Genomic DNA, 19728 nt, shown 5'->3' on the forward strand with positions numbered 1-19728 from the left:
ATAAAACGATCAACGACAACGCTTTTAAATCAAATAATTTGCCGTTTCACAATGCACGATTCAGCAAATATTATTCACTTTATTAATAAGCATTCTTATTAATAAATCCTTTAAAAACAGTTAAGAATACTATTCTAATATCAAGTAGCAAAGACCATTGACGGATATATTCAAGATCAAACTCGATACGTTTTTCCATTTTTTCTAGGGTATCAGTTTCGCCGCGCCATCCATTAATTTGAGCCCAGCCTGTAATACCCGGTTTCATTTTATGGCGTAGCATATAAAAGTCGACTAACTTTCTATATTCTTCATTATGAGCAACAGCATGAGGGCGAGGTCCAACAATTGACATATCACCTTGTAAGACATTTATAAATTGCGGAAGTTCATCAAGCGACGTACGTCTTAGCAATGCACCTAACTTAGTAATACGCGCATCACCTTTAGTAGCTTGCTTCACTACACTACCATTATCGGCAACCGTCATAGATCTAAACTTCCAAACATTAATTGCTTTTCCATCTAGGCCGTAACGCTTTTGTTTAAAGAAGACAGGGCCACGAGAGTCAAGCTTAATTAAAATAGAGATAATCAGCATAGGGATCGCAATCATAGACAATATAAGGGTTGCACCAATAAGATCTTCCAAACGCTTAGCGAAAGAAGAAAGTCCACTTAACGGCGACTCATAAACACTGATTGTTTGAATAGAACCAACATGCGAAAGATGGCCATTTAACAAATTGAAAGTGAAGAAGTCAGGCACTAAATGCACATCAACAGTAGTATCACCTAATTCACGTAAAATAGACTCAATACGTTTTTGTGCAGCTAAAGGTAAAGCAATATAAACAAGATCATATTTACCCTGTTTAGCCAATTCAATGCCTGTGGCTATATCGCCCTGCAATTTAGAAAAGAATTTAGAATTGGGTGTAAGACGGTCATTATCTCGGTCATCAAAAAAGGCACTTAATGTAAAACCAATTTCAGGATGGTTAGCAAACTCTGTGGCAAGTCTAAAGCCTGAAGACGTTAAACCAATAATCGCAACTTTACGGCTGTTTAACCCTTTGCGACGACGCTTGTAAAGATACAAACGAAAAAGCATGCGCCAGCCGACTAAACAAAATGCGCTACCTAAAAACCAAGAACCAATTGCTAAACGAGAAAGATCATCACTCATTTTGCTGAAGAATAAATAGACAACGACAACAAAAACAGCAAAGAACCAACTTAGGAAAGTATAAAGCGAAAGACGAGAAGAAGAACCAGTACGCCACGAACGGTATAGGCGAATACTCTCTGCAAAAAGAATAAAAGAAAGTGACCCAATTAGTCCTACAATTATGTAAGGGTCAGTGACCTCAATTGAATGCGCGCCAACACAAAAAAATAACAAAAATTGGACAATCGAAAAGTCAACAATGCGATACACCGCAGACAGTTGATTTATGTTATTTTTGACGAATCCTTGCTCTGTCATAAGTCCCTTTACTTCACTATTAGCTAATAATTTAACTTGATTAAAAATGTGATCATGATAACAATAAAATTCATATTTGACAATATTTTCACTTATCAATCAACATCAAAATAAATTCATAAGTCGATGTTTTATATAAGTTAAAAAAATCACAACAATAATTTTAGGTTAAAATTCTTAATACAATTTTCACGCTAATAATCCCCTTCGCCCCAATCACTCACAAAGGAGTATTTAGTTGACAAAAGAATAGTAGAAAAAGGTTAAACCAACTTCCATTTATCACTATTTTTCAACCCTTGAGTGATGCTTATTATTCAGAATAAACCCTGCAAATAAAGGGAGATAAAATAATACCATTGAAGGTGCGCCACCAGACATAAAAAACAGCATAGTACCTGAATATAAACATAAGCTAACAAAGCAAACAGCACCTTTTCCAAATCTAATACTGCCACTGCATATAAAGATAAAGTAAGGTAACAACAATAATGTCAGTCCAGTAACCCCCTGCTCAATTAACGTATCTAAAAAAACATTATGGGTATACAAAGCTAATCCAGGATTAAAATAATAATTAAGCATAGACTGAGGTAGCATTTTGGGCCCGACACCAAATGCCCAGTTGGCATTGAAAATTTCCCAACCATTTTCCAGTAAGGACTGACGATGCAAATTTGAGACCCAAAGAGCTTGCTCTTCATCTAAGCCAACCATCTCATATTCATTATATTCAAATAGCTGAAAATTTGAAAAATCCAAAATACCAGGATTCATTAATAGAAAAGTTAACGATAAGGCTAAAATAGCTAATAAACCAATTCGGGCAAGCGTTTTCAATGAAAAACAAAGATAAACAAACAACACAACGTGAAAAGCTAAAATCCCCTTACGCTCCAATGACAATAAAATAAAAGGATATAAAATAGCTAAGGCTATAAGATATCGTTTATCTTGGTAAAAATAGCTATAAGAAAGTATTAATGCGCCAGTTAATGCCAATACATATTTAGCATCGCCTAAGTCTTTATAGTGCATTAACTTCCCTTCGGAGAAATGATAAAGCACAACGAAAATACAAATACATAGCAATGTTTTAATAAAAATATCAGTAAACTTTTCAGGTTGCATAATTGAATGAGAATAGACAATCGCTAAAGTTGATAAAATAATAAGCCATTGAAATGTCGCCACAATTCCCTTAAAAATACCAGATTGCGATATCCCATTAATTAAGCAATAAACAAGAAATAGAAGCAGAAAAACAAACCCTTTGGGTATTAATAACTTAGAATTCCCTTTCAAATAACTAACAATAAATAAACCAATAATAGCTAAAGACATAATATCCGCTAAACGAATAATTAAACCTGCAAAATACAATCTAAAGTCAGTAAAGTACATAGGCACTAACATCGCAGAAAGTACTAAAAGAATAGTGTTGATTGTCTTTACACGTATTTGCACGGGAGAATCACCTGTATTATTGCGTTGTATTAATACAGCTATTATAAATACGAGTATATTTATCAGCTGAAGTCGATATTGAGAATTTAATAGCTTGTTTAACAACATATGCAGAGGCTGCTTGATATAAGTCAGGCGAGGCTTTCAATTCCTGTACTTTGTTTGCTAATGTTTCAGCATCACCTACCTCAAACAAATAAGGGCTATCTATTACATTATTCAAACCGCTTACATTGGTAGCAAAACAAGGTACCCCTGCAGCCATAGCTTCTACGACAGCAATACCAAACCCTTCCCAAAAAGAAGATTGAATATAAACGTCTAAAGAATCTAAGAACGATGGCACATCATTAACTTGACCATGAAATATAATGCGATGATCGACCTTAATGGCTTTACTGTATTGCTCAAATTCAGCTCTTAACTCACCATCACCAGCAATATGTAATTCAAAACTATCGTCGAGTAACGCCATTAGATCGATCAAAGTTTTAAAATCTTTTTGTGCGGCAAAACGTCCCACCATACCTAATTTAAATTTTGCCTGATTTTCAGGGTATGGTTTGGCTATTTGTGGGAAACGGCTCAGATTAATCCCATTGTGTATTACCTCTGTAACAGAAGGATCAACTTTAATATGAGCTAAAAAGTCAGTTTGTACACCTTCAGAAATACACGCTATCTTGGCATACTTTCGATATAAAATACTCTCCATGGTTTTAACAAAAAGAATATCTCTTCGACGATAATGAGGGTTGTGCTCTGTATTAACGACAGGCGTCGAAGTTAATAGAGCTATATACAGGGAGGGGAAAAGATGCGCATGCACTAAATCTGCTGCATTCATACGTTTAATGACGCCGCGTAATCCAATATCACGTTTATGATATACGCTCACCCCTAGTTGATTTAATTCGTCAACATACTCATTCTCACCGCGAGTCAAGATCACTTCAAATTGAAAGTTGTCCTTTTGTAAAGTCATTAGATCAACTAACAAACGCTGAACGCCGCCCAGGCGTTGAAGGTCATTGGTGATATGTACTATTTTTTTCATTTTTGAGCCTTACTAATAAACTCATCACTACATAAATTAATTGAATATTGATGAATATCATCGACCTTTTTTATCACCTTTGCAGGGGAACCAACAACAACGGTACTTTCTTCGATATCTTTTACAGCGACAGTTCCAGCACCTAAAACAACATTATTGCCAATAACAATATCACCAACAATATTTGTGTTTGGACCAATGTAAACATTATCGCCGATAGTCGCTGCAGCACTATTATGCATCGCACCAATAGAGACAAACTGCAAGAAGCTACAATTGTTACCGATAGTCGTTTTTGAATTAACGACAATATTGCCATGAGGAATGTATAAGCCATATCCTATCGACACTTTAGGGCTTAGTTGAACATTCACTTTTCGACCTAAACCTGCTTTTAAAACTTTGAAAAAGTTAGATATAAGCACATTACTTGAGCGCGTCATTCTTAAATAAACTTGAAAGCGAAAATAAGGGTTTTTCATTAATAACTTAACAAACACCTTTAAACCGCATTTCCCTTCGTAGCGAAATAAATCACTGCGAATGAATTCGGTCGGACTGTGGCTTTTCATTATAAAAATTTCCCTATCGAGCAAATAAGTTGTGAAAGTTTAAATTTCAATTTCACCGTTACTGAATGATCAAATTGTTTTAATAAAGGAGTGAAAGATAAATTGATTTTCTCGCACTGTTTAAAGAAGTGGCGTCGATCACTACGCTCTTTAATAGTAAAGCCCTTGAGACTAACCAAAAACGAATATCTAACAACTTGACTAATCACTTCAGTTTTATCTTGAAAACACTCTATTGTAGAGGTTGTTGAATTAACTAGGTTGAGTAAAAGGTTAGAGTAACTTGATGTCCTGCCACTGGTTGTAGAGCCTTCTCGCTTTCTATAAAAAACTAAACAACTTGATAAGCGTAAGGTACTTTTTGCTTCTGAAAATGCATGTACGTTATAAAATATATCTTCAAAAATCATCCCTTCAGGGAAACGTAATTCATCAACAATGGATTTTTTGTATAACCTTGTCCAAACAAAAAAACCATAATGAAAAGGGTTTAAGTTTGAAGTAGACAACTCTGTCGCAACAGCCTTGCTAGGCTCAGGCAAAGTATCTTTAAACTCTTCAAAGGTAAACTCAATAATGTCATATTGTGCATCAACGACATAAGAGCTTAATGTTTCCCAATAATAGGGAGAAATAGCGTCATCAGAGTCAATAAATCCAATATATTCGCCTTGGGCCACAGCTAGTGCTGTATTTCGTGCAGCTGCCTGCCCTTTATTAACAGGCTGTTTAATAACCTTGTATTGAAATTTAATCAGCTCAGCGCGCTCATTAATAAACTGCTCGCACACTGCAATAGATTGTTCAGGACAACAGTCATCGACAAAAATAACTTCTACTTTTTCGCTGTTGACACCAGCTAATAAACTTTGCATTAGCTCAGGTAGATAAGCTGCCACTTTATAAACGGGACAAATCAGTGATACATGGACTGTCATGTTAAACACCCTGTTTTGCTTTTAATACGCCATATTCTTCAGCGTAACTAGTTAACATAACAGGCAATGAATATTTTTGTTGGTATAAAGTATAAGCCGCTAATCCATGGTCTACAATTTTCTGTTTATCATCAACATATTCAATCATTGATTTAGCCATCACCTCAGCATTTCTAATCGGTACTAAGTATCCAGATTCTTGTTCAATAATTAATTCAGAACAACCACCTACATCAGACGCCACCACTGCTTTTTTACAAGCCATTGCTTCAATAATACTGCGTGGTAAGCCTTCCCAGAAACTCGATAAGATAAACACATCTGCTTCTGCTAACTTTTCAGCAAAGTTATCAACCACACCACAAAAATGGATCATACCTTCAGGAAAATCAGCAAAGCGAGCCTTTACTTCTTGTTCATATTGGCCATCACCATAAATGCTAAGCGTGAAAGCTTTATTCGCTGCTAATAGCTGATGACAAGCAGCAGATAAAGTCACATAGTCTTTTTGATCTTCAAAACGAGCGGCGGTAATAAAATGCACCGGCTTATCAGTTAATTGCCATGTATCATTATCTTTACCTAACATGCCATTACGTATCACTAGTAATTTTTTGTCTGGCACACCAATGCGTAAATATTCGTTTTTATCAAACTCACAAACACCAATGATCTTAGAAGGTAGAATTGACAGTATTTTTTCAATGAGCTGATACTTTTTGTACCCTTTATTTTCTGGCGTATTCACAAAAGGTACACCATGCGGTACATAATAAGATCGTTTAAAGGTAAACATAGCTGCCATGCGCCCTAACGCGCCAATTTTAGCGGTATGCCATGAACAAACTTGTGGATTTTCAGAAATAATTAACCAGATTAATTTTAATAGTGAAAACAAATCACTGAACGGACTCACTTCCCTTTTTAAATCAGTCAAGGCATGCACTTTAAAACCAAACTCGCGTAACTTATCAATCGCTTCACCATCCCCACCAATGGCATAAACGACTTCAGCACCTTCTTCGCGAAATTTCTCACCAATTTGGCAAATGTGTTTGAATGAACCTGATACCATAGTATCTGAACGTGTCATGCCAATTAAAACTTTCATTTAGTTGTCCCTGTTAATTTTTTATAAAGTGCTAAATATTGATCTGCAATGACCTCTACGGTAAATTGTTTAGCAATTAATTGTTCTGAAAAAGCTTTAACTGATTCGCTATTGTTTTGATGTAATTGAATACCTTTAATCGTACTTTTTTTAATATCTTCGGCTTCAAAAGAAGCTGCTACGTAACCGTTATTACCCATTGATATTGCATCACTTGCACCACTCACTGGTGTCGATACTAATACTTTTCCAGCTAATAATGCCTCTAGTAATGAATTTGAGAACCCTTCCGCTTCAGATGCATTAACAAACACATCAAATTGTTGTATGAATACAACGGGATCACTGACTTCGCCGTGAAACGTCACTTTGCTATCTAGCCCTTGCGCTTTAATATAATCTTTAGCAGAGGCTAAAACACTACCACTTCCAATAAGGTGAAAATGTAGCTCCGCATATTCGGCTGCCAACAAAGCAAATGATTCCATTAATACATCAACTTTTTTAATACTTTCCAATCGGCCATGATAAAACAGGTTAATAACTTGATTGCTTTTTAGTAATGACTGTTCACTATATTTCAGTGTATCAAGCAAATTAACATCAATGCTGTTTGGTATATTAATAATATTTTCAAAACCAAAGTCTTTACAGTTTTGAGCAATAACATCGGTTATAGCTACTACAGTCGGTTTTGTCTTCAACACAAAATTAGCCATGATTGGCCCAACGAACTTTTTAGCTTTCAATGCTGTAAAGTCCATAAATTGATTGGAATTCCCCACTTTAATCAATATCGGTTTCTTAAATAACCGAGCTAAACAACAACCCACAAACGCACCGAACTTGCCTTGATGGCAATGAATAACATCAAACTGCTTATGGTTAAACATTCCCCATACGAGAACTCTGAGTAGCCAATAAACAGAAAAAGGTAGCCAACGACCTAGTAAATCAGGCGCAATTGGCGAATATAAGCGTGTTACTGGCACCTCATTCATGACCTCTTTTGCTTTACCTTTATACTGTTGACGAGAAGTTAGAATCTGAACATCTAAACCTTTATTTTTAAGGCCCTTAGATACTCTTCCACATTGTTTTTCAGCACCACCAAATACATCCGGCATATACTGGCATGTAAGCATTAATACTTTCATAGACATTAATTCGTACCTTTTAACTTTTTTTAATAAACTTATTTCTTAAATAAGTAAAAATGGGTTTTTCAAATAATTGATAAGCAATAACACCACTTAACACACCTAGAAAGATTAAAATAAACCAAGTCATAAATGGAGGTAAAAAGCTAGGTGGTAACAATATTCCACGTTTCCATAGGCCGGAAGCGATCATTAACGGAAACATGTGAAAAAGGTAAATTGAATAGGACGCATCTCCACATAAATTAAATATTTTATGGAACTTTAGAGCCCTTAGAGTTGGATGAAAAACGAACAGTAAAATAATTAAACAAGCAATTGAACTACGACTTAGTATTGTTGGAGCATTTAATCGCCATTCAGGCACAAAAACAAAGGTCAATATCAACGAGGAACTAACCAATAAAATCAATGAGGTATACCAAGCAGTCCATTTTGTAGGCTTTTCAATAACTAAAAATGCTAACCACCCCCCTAATGCAAAAGCTAATGTTCGAGAGTTCGTAACCACTTCAACAATCGGAACAGTAGTATCGATTAAAACACCTAATATTGATAAACACGCAAATAAAGCGGTTAAAACCTTGAGTATATCAAGAGACTTTAACTTCATGTAAATCAAGAAAGTAATCGCTAGATAATAAAAAACGATATAATGCAAAGTCCAACCGATTTCTAAAATAGGTTTAATGTCACCATCAATATAGATAGGGTTTAATAAAAAAGAATTAATGACTTGATAACCACTATACTGAGCTGATGCACCAGGAACAATTGAAAGAACTAATAAGCATATTAAACCGACCCACCAAATTGGATATATTCTAATTAGTCTTTTTTTGAGGAAATCAAACGCCACTTGTTTTCTATTCCAAGTGGTATAAAACGCAAAAAATCCAGAAAGCACTAAAAATAGATCAACCCCAATAGCACCAAAAACCTTAGTATACCCTTGCTCAATTTGCCAAAAATGAGCATCAAATCCTAAAGTTTCAAAGCGTTTTCTGATTACACCATGAGAATGTGAGACAACAATAAAAATTGCACCTAAAGCTCTCAAAAAATGTAAGCTAGTTAATTTCATTATTTTTATTCCTTTATTCATTTCGAACTAACCAAAGTAAGTATTATCAATTTAAGTACGTAGTTTCTTTATACTTGTAACTATATTTGCTGCTTTTTTAGGAAAAACAACCCTGTAAAATGATGCATATGTAATGCAACCGATAGCAATACTAACAATGACTTTAAGGATAGTGCCAAGGTTATTCAATTGTGTTTGTAAAGAGAAGTAAACCACCGCCCCCATAAACAGAGCAGAAATCAAAGAAGGTATTATTCCTTTAAAAATGAGACTAACAGAGAATAAAAACTTCCTTTTAAGAATAAAAATCATCATTATGCTAATAACGGTAGCGACTAACACTGTAGAATAAACTACATGGTAAATTGAATATTGAGCAGCAAGGCTCACAAGGCTTAAAACCACAATAAACTCAATCACACGTATTCTAAATGGAATATGTGAATTATTAGTAGCGTGACAAAGTTGGCCAAAAAAGTAATTCAATGTAACGCTCATACCACCCAGGCATAAAATTGATAATACTTGCCCACTTCTCAGCCACTTTTCTCCAAAAACTAAATTAACTAAATCGGCTCCGATAATAAATGTTCCCATAAATGCCGGTAATGCAAAGATTGCACATGTAGTGATAAAATTTAGATAGCATTTTTCTAACTCAATTGGTGAGTCTTTTAGATTTGCAAAGGCTGAAAAAGATACATCAACAATTGGTTTAATTGTAAACTGAACAATAACGTCTAGTAGCTTTCCTGCTATTTTAAAAATACCTAAAGTAGCGACGCCCAAAAAATAACCAACAATTAATTCAACAAACCTAAAAATGCCTTGGCCAATTAAAGAGCTTAAAACAATAGGTTGCCCTTGTTTTAAAATATTAATAGTACCTAGGTAAGAAAAATGGAAAGTTGGTCGCCATTTAGTACTTTTCCATACTAAAACGAGGAGAATTGTTGTAGATATAATTTTTTGGATGATTAAGCTATAAAATCCAAAGTCATTATAAGCAAGACCAATCGCAACTGCTCCTGCAAAAATAGAAGAACTCAGTAGTCTTAAAGCTAATGCTTTAAATTTGAATTCTCTTCTTAATATTCCTTCAGGTATTGTCGATAAAGCCTGCATTAAAGGAACAATAGCTAAAATTTGCAATGATATAGCCAATCCAGGCGCATCAAAAAACAACTCTAAAGAAGGAGAAAAAACAATAAATAAAACGCTAGTCATTAAACCTAATAATAAAGTCGCAATAAAAGCATCACTTTCAATAGAATCATCTGACGAATTAACGTTGCGAACAACTACTTCGACTAAACCATAACGCACAAAAACATTAGTTAATTCTACAAAGATAATTGCCAGTGCTGCTGTACCAAAATCTACTGGAGATAAAAGACGAGAAAGAATAACAAATATAATTAGGCCCGACAGTTGATAAGAAGAATTACCTATCAAGCTCCAGATTGAACCTTTTACTATTTTTTTATTTAAAGTCATATTTACCATTAAATTTATATTTTGGAGGGACTATTTATAATCTAACAATGTAATTTACTGTCTAATATATTATTTGTGTTTTAATAGTGTTTTCTGAATCAAAAAATTTAAAACCCACTAAAAACCAATCAAAAGAGCATGATGAAAGAATAATCGATAATCATGCTAATTATGACAGGTACTTGATATGACCTTATGAATGATACATTTTGTACCAATCAACAAATTGCTGCATACCGTACTCAATTTGAGTATCTGGTTTAAACCCTACTTCTTCTTTTAAGTTATCAATATCAGCAAAAGTTGCAGGGACATCACCCGCTTGCATTGGCATGAAGTTTTTCTTCGCCTCCTTACCTGCTGCCTTTTCTATAGCTTCGATAAATGTCATCAATGCAATCGGTTCGTTATTACCAATATTAAATACTTTATAAGGTGCTTTGCCTGATGAAGGAGAAGTATTTGGGTTGTCTGCATTACGCACAGGTACGACATCTTGAATACGAATAATGCCTTCAACAATGTCATCAATGTAAGTAAAGTCACGTTTCATTTTGCCATTGTTAAACACTTTAATTTCGCGGTCATTTAAAATAGCATCAGTAAATAAGAACGGTGCCATGTCTGGACGTCCCCATGGACCGTAAACGGTAAAGAAACGTAAGCCAGTAGTAGGTAAATCGTATAAATGACTGTAGCTATGCGCCATTAGCTCATTTGACTTTTTGGTAGCTGCATACAAAGAAACCGGGTGGTTAACTTCATCTTCAGTAGAGAAAGGCATTTTCTCATTCATACCGTATACAGAACTTGATGAAGCATAAACTAAGTGTTTTACTTTATTATGACGACACCCTTCTAAAATTGTAGCCATTCCTACTAAGTTAGAATCAATATAAGCCATTGGGTTTTCAATAGAGTAACGAACACCAGCTTGTGCAGCGAGGTGAATAACACGATCAAACTTCTCCCCAGCGAATAAAGTTTGCATCCCCTCTCTATCAGCTAAGTCAAGTTTAACAAAAGTAAAGTTATCAAATTTATCAAGACGCTTTAAACGTGCTAATTTAAGGTTAGGATCATAATAATCGTTTAAATTATCTAGCCCAATAACATCATGGCCAGCATCACACAAACGTTCTGAAACAAAGTTACCAATAAACCCTGCTGCACCTGTTACTAAATATTTCATACTATGATTACCTTTTTAAATAAAATAAGTGTTAGCCAAATAACTCAACTTTTATTGAGAGGCTTTTTGTTTTTAAAATCCATTTACTGCAAATAGTTAATTATTTTTTCTCGTATAATATGTTTCGCAATATATAACGAACCTTCTACAGATAAATGCCCATAATCGAAAACTAATGGAGTGTTTTTTGAGTCGACTTTGGCTAAGCATCCATTTTCATTGCATAAATCGTCTAATAATGAAATATACTTAATATCAGAGTCATCGTAATTTTTATGTAGCTGCTCATTAATTCTAAATAATGGAGTTACAAATGAGCGGTCATTTATTACTACTTTATTTGAGTCAAAATGTCTTTTAGCAATTGTATTCGGCAAAGATGGCTCCCATTGTGGAACCGGGCCAATTAGAACTACCTTCGCTTTTAGATTATGCTTTTTTACATAAGCTAAAATTTCATTATATTGATTTTTATCATGGTCAATATGCTGTACTAACAAAATAACTTTAGGTTTTATATTTAACAGTTCTTTTTTCGCTTTATCATTTGCTCTATCACAAGCTACTTTATATGTACTATCTAACCCTAAATCTTCTTTAATCAGTGGACGACATGTGGAAGTTGTAATTTGACTTATGTTTTGTTCAGGAAAAACCTTTCTTATTCCGTAAGATAGTGATTGGGCATGCGAATCACCCCAAATAAAAATCCCGCCTTTATTAATACAACTAGCAGCAATATCAACTTTAGGGTGACGCTCAGTAGTATCAAAAAAATTACATTCTTGACTAAATAGTTTCATAAAATTTTCAATATAATTATCTCGGGAATATTCTGTCATATATAACGTCTCTGGTGAGACACTCATACCTCGAATAGGTTTGTTAATGCCATTATTTATGAAAACAACTGCCCCAAGTACCCCTGTGATAATCAAAAAGTACAAGGGTTTGCATTGTGTGAAGGCGAAAAGACTAGAGAACTCTTTTTTAAACTTAATTGTTTCGATATATCTATAACTAACAAACCCTAAAAAGATTGATAACATAATCCCTAGATATACAAACAAATTATTCAATGAATAATAATAAATTGCCGCTACTATTGGCCAGTGCCATAAATAAATTGAATATGACCATTTACCTAGATGCTGAAATACAATATTACTTGTTATAAAACTATTTTCACGGTCTGCCTGAATAATAAAAAAAGCCCCTAAAACCGGAAATATAGCTAAATACCCTGGCCAAGGCGCACTTTTTGAAATGAAAAAATAAGAGAAGGTAATTAAAAAAACACCTATCCATTCTACGTATTTTTTATTTCTTTCTTTAAATTTAGCGGGGTAGAGAAAAGCAACTCCACCAACCATCATTTCCCATGCTCTTGTCGGTAACAAATAATATGCTTGATTTGGCCATTGGTAAGTAGCCACAACACTAAAAACAAATAAAAAAATAGTAGTAACTAACAATGTTAACTTCATAGTATTTAAAGAGATGAACTTTTTCATTAAAACCAGGATGAGCGGGTAGATAATGTAAAATTGCCACTCAACAGATAATGACCAAGTATGTAATAACCATTTTTCCTGGGAAGCCGCATCAAAATACCCTGCCTCCAACCAATAAATAAAATTAGATACAAAGCCTAAGCTAGTAGCAATATGTTTACCTAGAGCTCTATAATCTAGTGGAGTAAGATAAAATCACCCAAATATAAGTAAAACAAAACAAAGTACAGCTAAAGCAGGGACAATCCTATTAATCCTCGCAATATAAAATTTAAAAATGGAAAAGCTTTCATTTTGAAGCCCTTTAAATATGATTCCTGTCATCAAGAAACCAGAAATAACAAAAAACACATCGACTCCAGCAAAACCTCCAGAAATCCAAGACGCATTAAAGTGGAACAAAACAACAGCTATTACAGCAATAGCCCTGAGGCCATTTATATCTTTTCTAAAATTCAATATTAATATCTCTATGATTAACAGGTAAATTTAATTTGGATTATCATTCTTCCACACTTTAAACATTAAAAAATGCTGAAGTTAATTCTAATATGGGGCGGAAGTAATAATAATTTGGTGAGAAAAACATTCACATGAAATAAAGGAAACTGAAGGAAACTGAAGGAAAATATCCTACTATGAAAAATTCCATTTATTCAATTTAGCATATTTATGTTGTTTAACTATAAAGCTAAAATAATACAATCCGTTGTATTGATTAAAAAATAATTAACAAGTGTTTAAGAAGTTCATATCTATTGATTTATAACTAAATTATTTATCATCATTTAAAGGTTTATAAAATCAATTTATTAATACAAAGGCAAAATATCAATTCAGCCTTTACTTTTAAGCATTCAACAATTTTAAGCTATGTGTAGCAGTTAATTTTCTCAAAAAAAGCAAATAATAAATAAATTTTAGTGATTTAGATCTCTTTTGTCACTTACTTTCGTTAATTAATAACAACTTTAATTGTACAAGCAAAAATATCGTTTCAAATTCAAACAAAAAAACACAGAAGATACTACCTTTTGGCTAGTTAATTAAAAAAATCAATTACCTATAAGTAAATAGACTCTTGTTTTTTAATATTTGGAATGAGCTATACTGCTTTTATATAAAAATCAGTACATTATAGTTTCCTGTTCCTTTAATTAATGCCGAGTTTTAAAAATATAAAATTATAACCATGCAAAAAAGAAGTTTAACAAGAAAAAATAAGCTATTTTCGTTTTAATTTATATTTTCTTGGATTAATTACTTTTTTAAACCACATCTCTTTAAAAAATTCTTTTACCATGTGTTTCCGAGTTACTTTGACTCCACCTGTATCAATCAATTCATAACCTAAAGTACTTAATGCATCACTGGCATAATATTGAAAATCAGCAATATTTTGTTGAGTTAGTTTTGCTTTCCAAGCCTGTGAACGGCTTGTTTCAGGCGCTTTCCCTACCAATGCGTGCTGTTTTTTTGAAAACTCAGGCACAAAGTCATTGTTTATTGAACCGTCATTCAGCTGTGGATTACCTAAAAGCGTTAATATTTTTGCAATCTCTTTTTCACTGTCTAACAGCAAATCTTCATATTTAATTAAAATCGTCTTTTCGGGGAATAAGCTTTGCGCCATGAAACCATACAAAATCTTATTCAACCATGCTCTTGATGATTGCAAGAAAGTATTTTCGCCCCACTCTAAAGGTATCTGAGAGTTTGCAACGGCCCGTCCATCTCTAACAATATGTATAAAGTAGCTTTCTTTAAATGTTGAGTTAAGTAACTTTGCATACATTAAGTTATTTGGTGAGTGATCGATCCAGTATTGTGGTGAAGGGTTTGAAGAGTACAAGCTTAAAATATCTTGATAGACGGTATCATAAGACTGATAGTCAGTTTTATTGAGTTGACTGATATCAACGCCCCAGCGTATGAAACGTTTATCTTTATTTAGCTGCTGACTGTAACTTTCAATAGAGATTGGGTAATCAAATGGAATGTCTGTTTTGAATAATGATTCTGGTGCGACCACACTGTCTTTAATATTGGCTAATAAAGAGGCCAACATGGTTGTACCACTTCGATCTGCCCCACCTATAAAAATACACTTCATATTTCACCTAATAATAGAGTATTGAAACTACTTGCTACTTAAAATAACTATAATAAATTGTTTATTTATAATGCGAATAGGGACTAATAGAGCGTCATAGAAATAAGGCCATGTAAAACTAGCTCTATGGAATTCTGCCTTTTTAAATCTTTCGAATTAGACCTCTACTTATCTAAAAGTTCCACTTGAATTTAACTTCAAATAAAAAGGTTTAAAAAATTAAAAAAAGTCAAAAAAAAACAGTAGCATAGAACATATTAAATACAAATACCCATATACAGGTAATTAGATAGGTAAAACACTCAACACGCGAGTGTTTTTATTTTTATAGGGAAGAGCTTACATTAGCGAGTTGTTTTTCATTAACTCAATATCAACACCTTTTAGTTTCATCTCATCCATAATGAAGTTAACTGTATTTAGTAATCGCTGTTCGCCTACTGGCATTAGATAGCCAAACTGACTTTTGGTGAATGGATTTTCTTCTCGAACTGCCTGTAGCTTTTCATTGATAGTTTGGTAATAAAGGGCTTCAGGTGTTTCTGTTACCATGACATCTACGTCACCATTAGCCACAGCTTTAGGTACATCTAAGTTATTTTCATATTTCACTAAAGTGGCTTCTGTTAAAAATTGCTCTGCAAATTTTTCATTAGTCCCGCCAATATTGACTCCAACTTTTACACTAGGACGATTTACTTCTGCTAGCGTGTCAAACTGTGCTTCTTTCCCATTGGCAACTAAAAACAGTTTACCAAAAGTCATGTAACCTTGTGATTGTTCTGCCGCTAGTTGACGAGAGATACGACGAGTAATTCCTCCCATTGCAATATCATATTTACCCGCTTGTAGATTAGGCACTAAGCCTTTCCACGTCGTTTGTACGAACTCTACTTTTACGCCTAACTGTTCGCCAAGATGTTTAGCAACGTCAATATCATAACCAGAGTAGTTTGAACCATCGTAATAGGAGAAAGGTTTATAATCACCCGTTGTACCAACAGTGATCACGCCCTTTTCTTGAATATCATCGAGTAAATCTGCTTGCGCATTAAAAGTTAACGCAGCCATTGAAAGTAAAGCAATTTGAGAGAGTTTCATAAATATCCTTATTAAAAAAGAGAGTTGCTATGTTATTCAAAGCTACCACTGATTTAATAACAATAATATTCAATCTTTAATATAAGCGACATAATTAAAGGAAGAAGTAATCAATTTATACTTCACTCGATGCAATAATAGCCTCTGCTATGGCGACTATTGAGCATTTATCTTTCATCGACTTTTCTCTTAAACGTTTATAAGAGTCAGTTTCAGAGATGCCTTTTAAGTTAGAAAGTATCGCGACTGCTTGTTCAACCTTCCTTCTTCCTTTTAAAGTTTCATCTAAAGAGTTGATGCGTTTTTTTAATCGCTTCTCGTGCTTAGAGAAACCAATGGAGGTGGTTAATACGGCTAATAAACCAAATATTCGAATCGGCTTAGAAATAACGCCATGTACGTTAAAGTATTCTAATTCAGTTAATATTTCAGGTGTTTCGTAAGCAATAACGCCAATACGGGCAGCTGTTTCATCGCTTGCCATCCATGAAATTGAGTTTTTTGTATTATTACTATCAATAGAAAAGATAATTGCATCGAAACTGTTTTCTATCGCTTTAGGTGCCGGCCAAACATAGCTCACTTGGCATCCGATTCGTCTGATATGATCGATGAGTATTTTTCTATCTGAATCATCTGGGTGTATTACTAAAATACGCATCTGTCGCAAACGTCGAAGTAATTGATAATCTTTAGAAGAAGTACTCATCTGCTCATTTATTCCTTAATATATTCCGTTAAATATCGATTGTTCGATCATAGGCGACTAAATATGGGTCTGGTTTAATCGCAGAGGGTGCTCTCCATAAAATATCATACTGCCCTTCTGCATTAGATTTAGCCACGTAAGGTCTCATTGTAAAATGGTTGGTATCTAGATCGAGAAAAAGGTCTCCTCCTGGAGATTTGAAAACAGCACCTGAAAGCGCAGCTAAAATACTTTCAGTATCAGTATACTCGGCGTCAGATAAAGCACTAGCAAAGATATTAACAAGAGAGTATGCGACTTCACTAAATACACAAGGTGTTTCATTTTCGCCAAATTTACTTTTAAAATTATGATTAAATTGAGCGTTGATATCGGTATTTAATGATGAGAAATAAGGAGCAACAGATATATAGCCTTCTCGTTTACCTTTATCTAGAGCTTGAATACTTGACTCCACAGCAGTTAGAGAGGCTATCGGTGGTTTAATTCCGTCAACTTCTAAATCAGCATAAGCACTGAACAAGCGAATACTATCTAACCCGACAACAGTAGAGAATATAACGCTAGGCTTGGTGGCTAATATTTGCTCTAAGCTAGCTTTTAAGTCTTCCTCCTCTGTCGAAAAGTTGAGATATTTTTCAATAACCACTTCCCCATCGCTGGCATTAAGAAATTCAGAAACGACTCGATTAATTTCCCTTGGGTATAAGTAATCTAGCCCTATTAATGCTACTTTTTTCCCATAGTGATCAAATATATATTTTAAAAGAGGCAATACTAGTTGGTTTGGTACGCCTCCTCCATAAATAACGTTGGGAGAATATTCAAACCCTTCATAAACGGAAGGGTAAAATAAAATACCATTAAAGCGTTCTATAATAGGTAATACAGCCTTTCTACTAGATGACAAACAACAGCCAAAAATCACATTAACTCGATGCTTTACTAATAATTCTGTGGCCATCTTGGCGTATAGTAAATCATCCCCTGCTGGGTCTAAAATAATTGGCTCTAGTCGTTTACCTACAACTCCTCCTTTTTCATTAATCTCTTCACAGGCTAATAAAACCCCTCGCAGATGTGCTTTTTCAGGAATTGCCATCGGGCCTGATTGTGAAAAAAGAACGCCAATCTTTATTGAGTCTTCATGATCATTTTGTGGTGCTTTGTTGGGCATAAGCATTACTCTATTTAATCGCTACAAATGGTTTATTTTTATGTGTTTTTAATGGACTGCTCAAACTGCATAGCCATCGCTAATAATTTTTCATCTTCGTTTGGTTTACCCATGAGCATGATACCAATAGGTAGGCCATCGTCAGAAAAACCAACGGGTAAGGTCACACAAGGGAAACCTGTCATGTTTCCTAATACACAAAACCACAACATACTTTTATGAGCATGGACTGTTTTTCCAGCAAACTCTTGCTCTTCTTCATTTTGTGATGGTGCAGTTACAGGTAATGTTGGCGTTGCAATGATGTCCCACTCACCTAATTCGTTGGTTAACGTATTGATTAATCGGCTACGTAGTTTTTGAGCATGCAAAACCTCTAAAGCTGTAAGTCGAGAACCAGCTTCTAATTTAACCCTTAAACTAGAAGAAAATCCATCTGCATTAGCTTGTAATAATGGTTGATGATAAGAAGCCGCTTCACTAAATATAATCGCTTCCCATGCTTCATAATAATTATCAACATGAGATAACTCAGCTTCTTTTACATGAGCTGATGATGCACTCAGGGATTTTTTAACAGCTTGCTCGACCTCTGCGCTACTTTCTAAACCATCTCCAGTTAAGTAAACAATTTCAAGGGTATTATTGCTCTGCTCTTTTTTAAAATCCGTTGAAGCAAAGGTTGATACATCTTTCGGGTCATTGCCTAAAAAGTAAGGTAATAACATTTCAATATCCTGCAAAGAACTTGCTAGCGGCCCGGGCGCATCAAGTGACCAACTTAATGGTAAAACACCATGACGTGACGCTCTCCCGTAACTTGGTTTGAAACCATAAATGCCACAAGCTGCTGCTGGCATTCGAATTGATCCACCAGTATCACTTCCTAATGCCGCTGCCACAATACCAGAAGCAACAGCAGCAGCCGAGCCACCACTACTTCCGCCTGTAACATGTTTTGTATTATGAGGGTTAAGCACCGGGCCAATATTGGAGTTAACATTAGTTGGGCTAAAGGCCCATTCATCCATATTAGTTTTGCCGAAAATGATCACACCTGCTTCGCGAAGGTTGGCGACAATCGTTGCATCTTGGCCACTTGGCTCAAGCGGTCTTGCATTAGAGCAAGCTGTCGTCGGGTAATCTTTAGTTAAATAATTATCTTTTATTGCGATAGGAATACCATCTAACGCACTTAATAACTTCCCAGCCGCGCGGCGAGCATCAGATGCTTCGGCTTGTGCTAAAGATATCTCTTTATTAAGTACTACGTATGCATTTAAATGTTTGAACTCTTCCGCTTTATCTAATGCTTTTAATGTTAAAGATACGGCAGTCTCTTTACCAGAGGCTAAAGCTAAGCTTTGTTGTTCTAGAGTAGGATTATTTTTTAACATTGAATGCTCCTGAGTTTAATAGGTGTGCTGGCTCTTCAAATTGCGATTCAACTGGGATAGCTAATCCCGATCTAATGCGAGCTAAAATTTCCAGAACTTCTTGCTCTTCCGCTTTTGTTAATGGTGTAAACTGTTTATTTTTTTCCATGC

17 protein-coding genes and 1 pseudogene are annotated in these 19728 nt (G+C 34.6%); all 18 read right to left on the bottom strand.

The features are described from left to right. Window positions 1-82 precede the first annotated feature (82 nt). The 18 genes and pseudogenes from V5290_RS05835 to V5290_RS05920 all read right to left on the bottom strand — a co-directional run bounded on the left by V5290_RS05835 (window position 83) and on the right by V5290_RS05920 (window position 19726). Window positions 83-1489, bottom strand: a complete 1407-nt coding sequence (locus V5290_RS05835) for an undecaprenyl-phosphate glucose phosphotransferase (RefSeq protein WP_333382797.1) — start codon at window positions 1487-1489, stop codon at window positions 83-85. Window positions 1490-1774: 285 nt separating this feature from the next. Continuing rightward, window positions 1775-2956, bottom strand: a complete 1182-nt coding sequence (locus tag V5290_RS05840; RefSeq protein ID WP_333382799.1) for an O-antigen ligase family protein — start codon at window positions 2954-2956, stop codon at window positions 1775-1777. 16 nt (window positions 2957-2972) lie between these two features. Next, window positions 2973-4013 carry a glycosyltransferase gene (locus V5290_RS05845; RefSeq protein ID WP_333382801.1) on the bottom strand — a complete coding sequence of 347 codons (1041 nt, stop codon included), beginning with the start codon at window positions 4011-4013 and terminating at the stop codon, window positions 2973-2975. Next, window positions 4010-4585, bottom strand: coding sequence for a serine acetyltransferase (locus V5290_RS05850; protein ID WP_333382803.1), 576 nt, complete (start codon window positions 4583-4585; stop codon window positions 4010-4012). Before V5290_RS05850 ends, V5290_RS05845 begins: the two co-directional genes overlap by 4 nt. After that, window positions 4585-5523: a glycosyltransferase family 2 protein gene (locus tag V5290_RS05855; protein ID WP_333382804.1), complete on the bottom strand. Its 939-nt coding sequence runs from the start codon at window positions 5521-5523 to the stop codon at window positions 4585-4587. The genes V5290_RS05850 and V5290_RS05855 overlap by 1 nt, the downstream gene beginning before the upstream one ends. 1 nt (window position 5524) lies before the next feature. Then, the gene (locus V5290_RS05860) at window positions 5525-6634 is read right to left on the bottom strand and encodes a glycosyltransferase (protein WP_333382806.1); all 1110 of its coding nucleotides are present in this window, start codon (window positions 6632-6634) and stop codon (window positions 5525-5527) included. Next, window positions 6631-7797 (bottom strand): glycosyltransferase family 4 protein, encoded by a 1167-nt coding sequence (locus tag V5290_RS05865; protein ID WP_333382808.1) that lies wholly within the window; start codon window positions 7795-7797, stop codon window positions 6631-6633. Before V5290_RS05865 ends, V5290_RS05860 begins: the two co-directional genes overlap by 4 nt. A gap of 13 nt (window positions 7798-7810) precedes the next feature. After that, window positions 7811-8899: an acyltransferase gene (locus V5290_RS05870; protein WP_333382810.1), complete on the bottom strand. Its 1089-nt coding sequence runs from the start codon at window positions 8897-8899 to the stop codon at window positions 7811-7813. A 30-nt stretch (window positions 8900-8929) separates the two neighbouring features. Then, entirely contained in the window at window positions 8930-10375 is a 1446-nt protein-coding gene (locus V5290_RS05875) for a lipopolysaccharide biosynthesis protein (protein ID WP_333382812.1), read from the bottom strand. Between the two features lie 193 nt (window positions 10376-10568). Continuing rightward, on the bottom strand, window positions 10569-11567 hold the full coding sequence (locus tag V5290_RS05880; protein ID WP_333382814.1) for an NAD-dependent epimerase: 999 nt from the start codon (window positions 11565-11567) through the stop codon (window positions 10569-10571). Window positions 11568-11650: 83 nt separating this feature from the next. Next, entirely contained in the window at window positions 11651-12616 is a 966-nt protein-coding gene (locus V5290_RS05885) for an SGNH hydrolase domain-containing protein (protein ID WP_333383143.1), read from the bottom strand. Next, window positions 12602-13540, bottom strand: a pseudogene (locus V5290_RS05890) (acyltransferase family protein); the annotation flags it as partial. The pseudogene V5290_RS05890 and the gene V5290_RS05885, both read right to left, overlap by 15 nt. A gap of 766 nt (window positions 13541-14306) precedes the next feature. Beyond that, the gene (locus V5290_RS05895) at window positions 14307-15194 is read right to left on the bottom strand and encodes a sulfotransferase (RefSeq protein WP_333382816.1); all 888 of its coding nucleotides are present in this window, start codon (window positions 15192-15194) and stop codon (window positions 14307-14309) included. A 339-nt stretch (window positions 15195-15533) separates the two neighbouring features. After that, window positions 15534-16295 carry a transporter substrate-binding domain-containing protein gene (locus tag V5290_RS05900; protein ID WP_333382818.1) on the bottom strand — a complete coding sequence of 254 codons (762 nt, stop codon included), beginning with the start codon at window positions 16293-16295 and terminating at the stop codon, window positions 15534-15536. Between the two features lie 115 nt (window positions 16296-16410). Further along, on the bottom strand, window positions 16411-17004 hold the full coding sequence (locus V5290_RS05905; RefSeq protein WP_333382819.1) for an ANTAR domain-containing response regulator: 594 nt from the start codon (window positions 17002-17004) through the stop codon (window positions 16411-16413). A gap of 28 nt (window positions 17005-17032) precedes the next feature. After that, window positions 17033-18181, bottom strand: a complete 1149-nt coding sequence (locus tag V5290_RS05910; protein ID WP_333382821.1) for a transporter substrate-binding domain-containing protein — start codon at window positions 18179-18181, stop codon at window positions 17033-17035. A 38-nt stretch (window positions 18182-18219) separates the two neighbouring features. Beyond that, the gene (locus V5290_RS05915; protein ID WP_333382823.1) at window positions 18220-19578 is read right to left on the bottom strand and encodes an amidase; all 1359 of its coding nucleotides are present in this window, start codon (window positions 19576-19578) and stop codon (window positions 18220-18222) included. Beyond that, the gene (locus V5290_RS05920; RefSeq protein WP_333382825.1) at window positions 19565-19726 is read right to left on the bottom strand and encodes a hypothetical protein; all 162 of its coding nucleotides are present in this window, start codon (window positions 19724-19726) and stop codon (window positions 19565-19567) included. The genes V5290_RS05915 and V5290_RS05920 overlap by 14 nt, the downstream gene beginning before the upstream one ends. Window positions 19727-19728 lie beyond the last annotated feature (2 nt).

It is taken from the genome of Psychromonas arctica, from assembly GCF_036697365.1.
GTDB lineage: Bacteria > Pseudomonadota > Gammaproteobacteria > Enterobacterales > Psychromonadaceae > Psychromonas > Psychromonas arctica_A.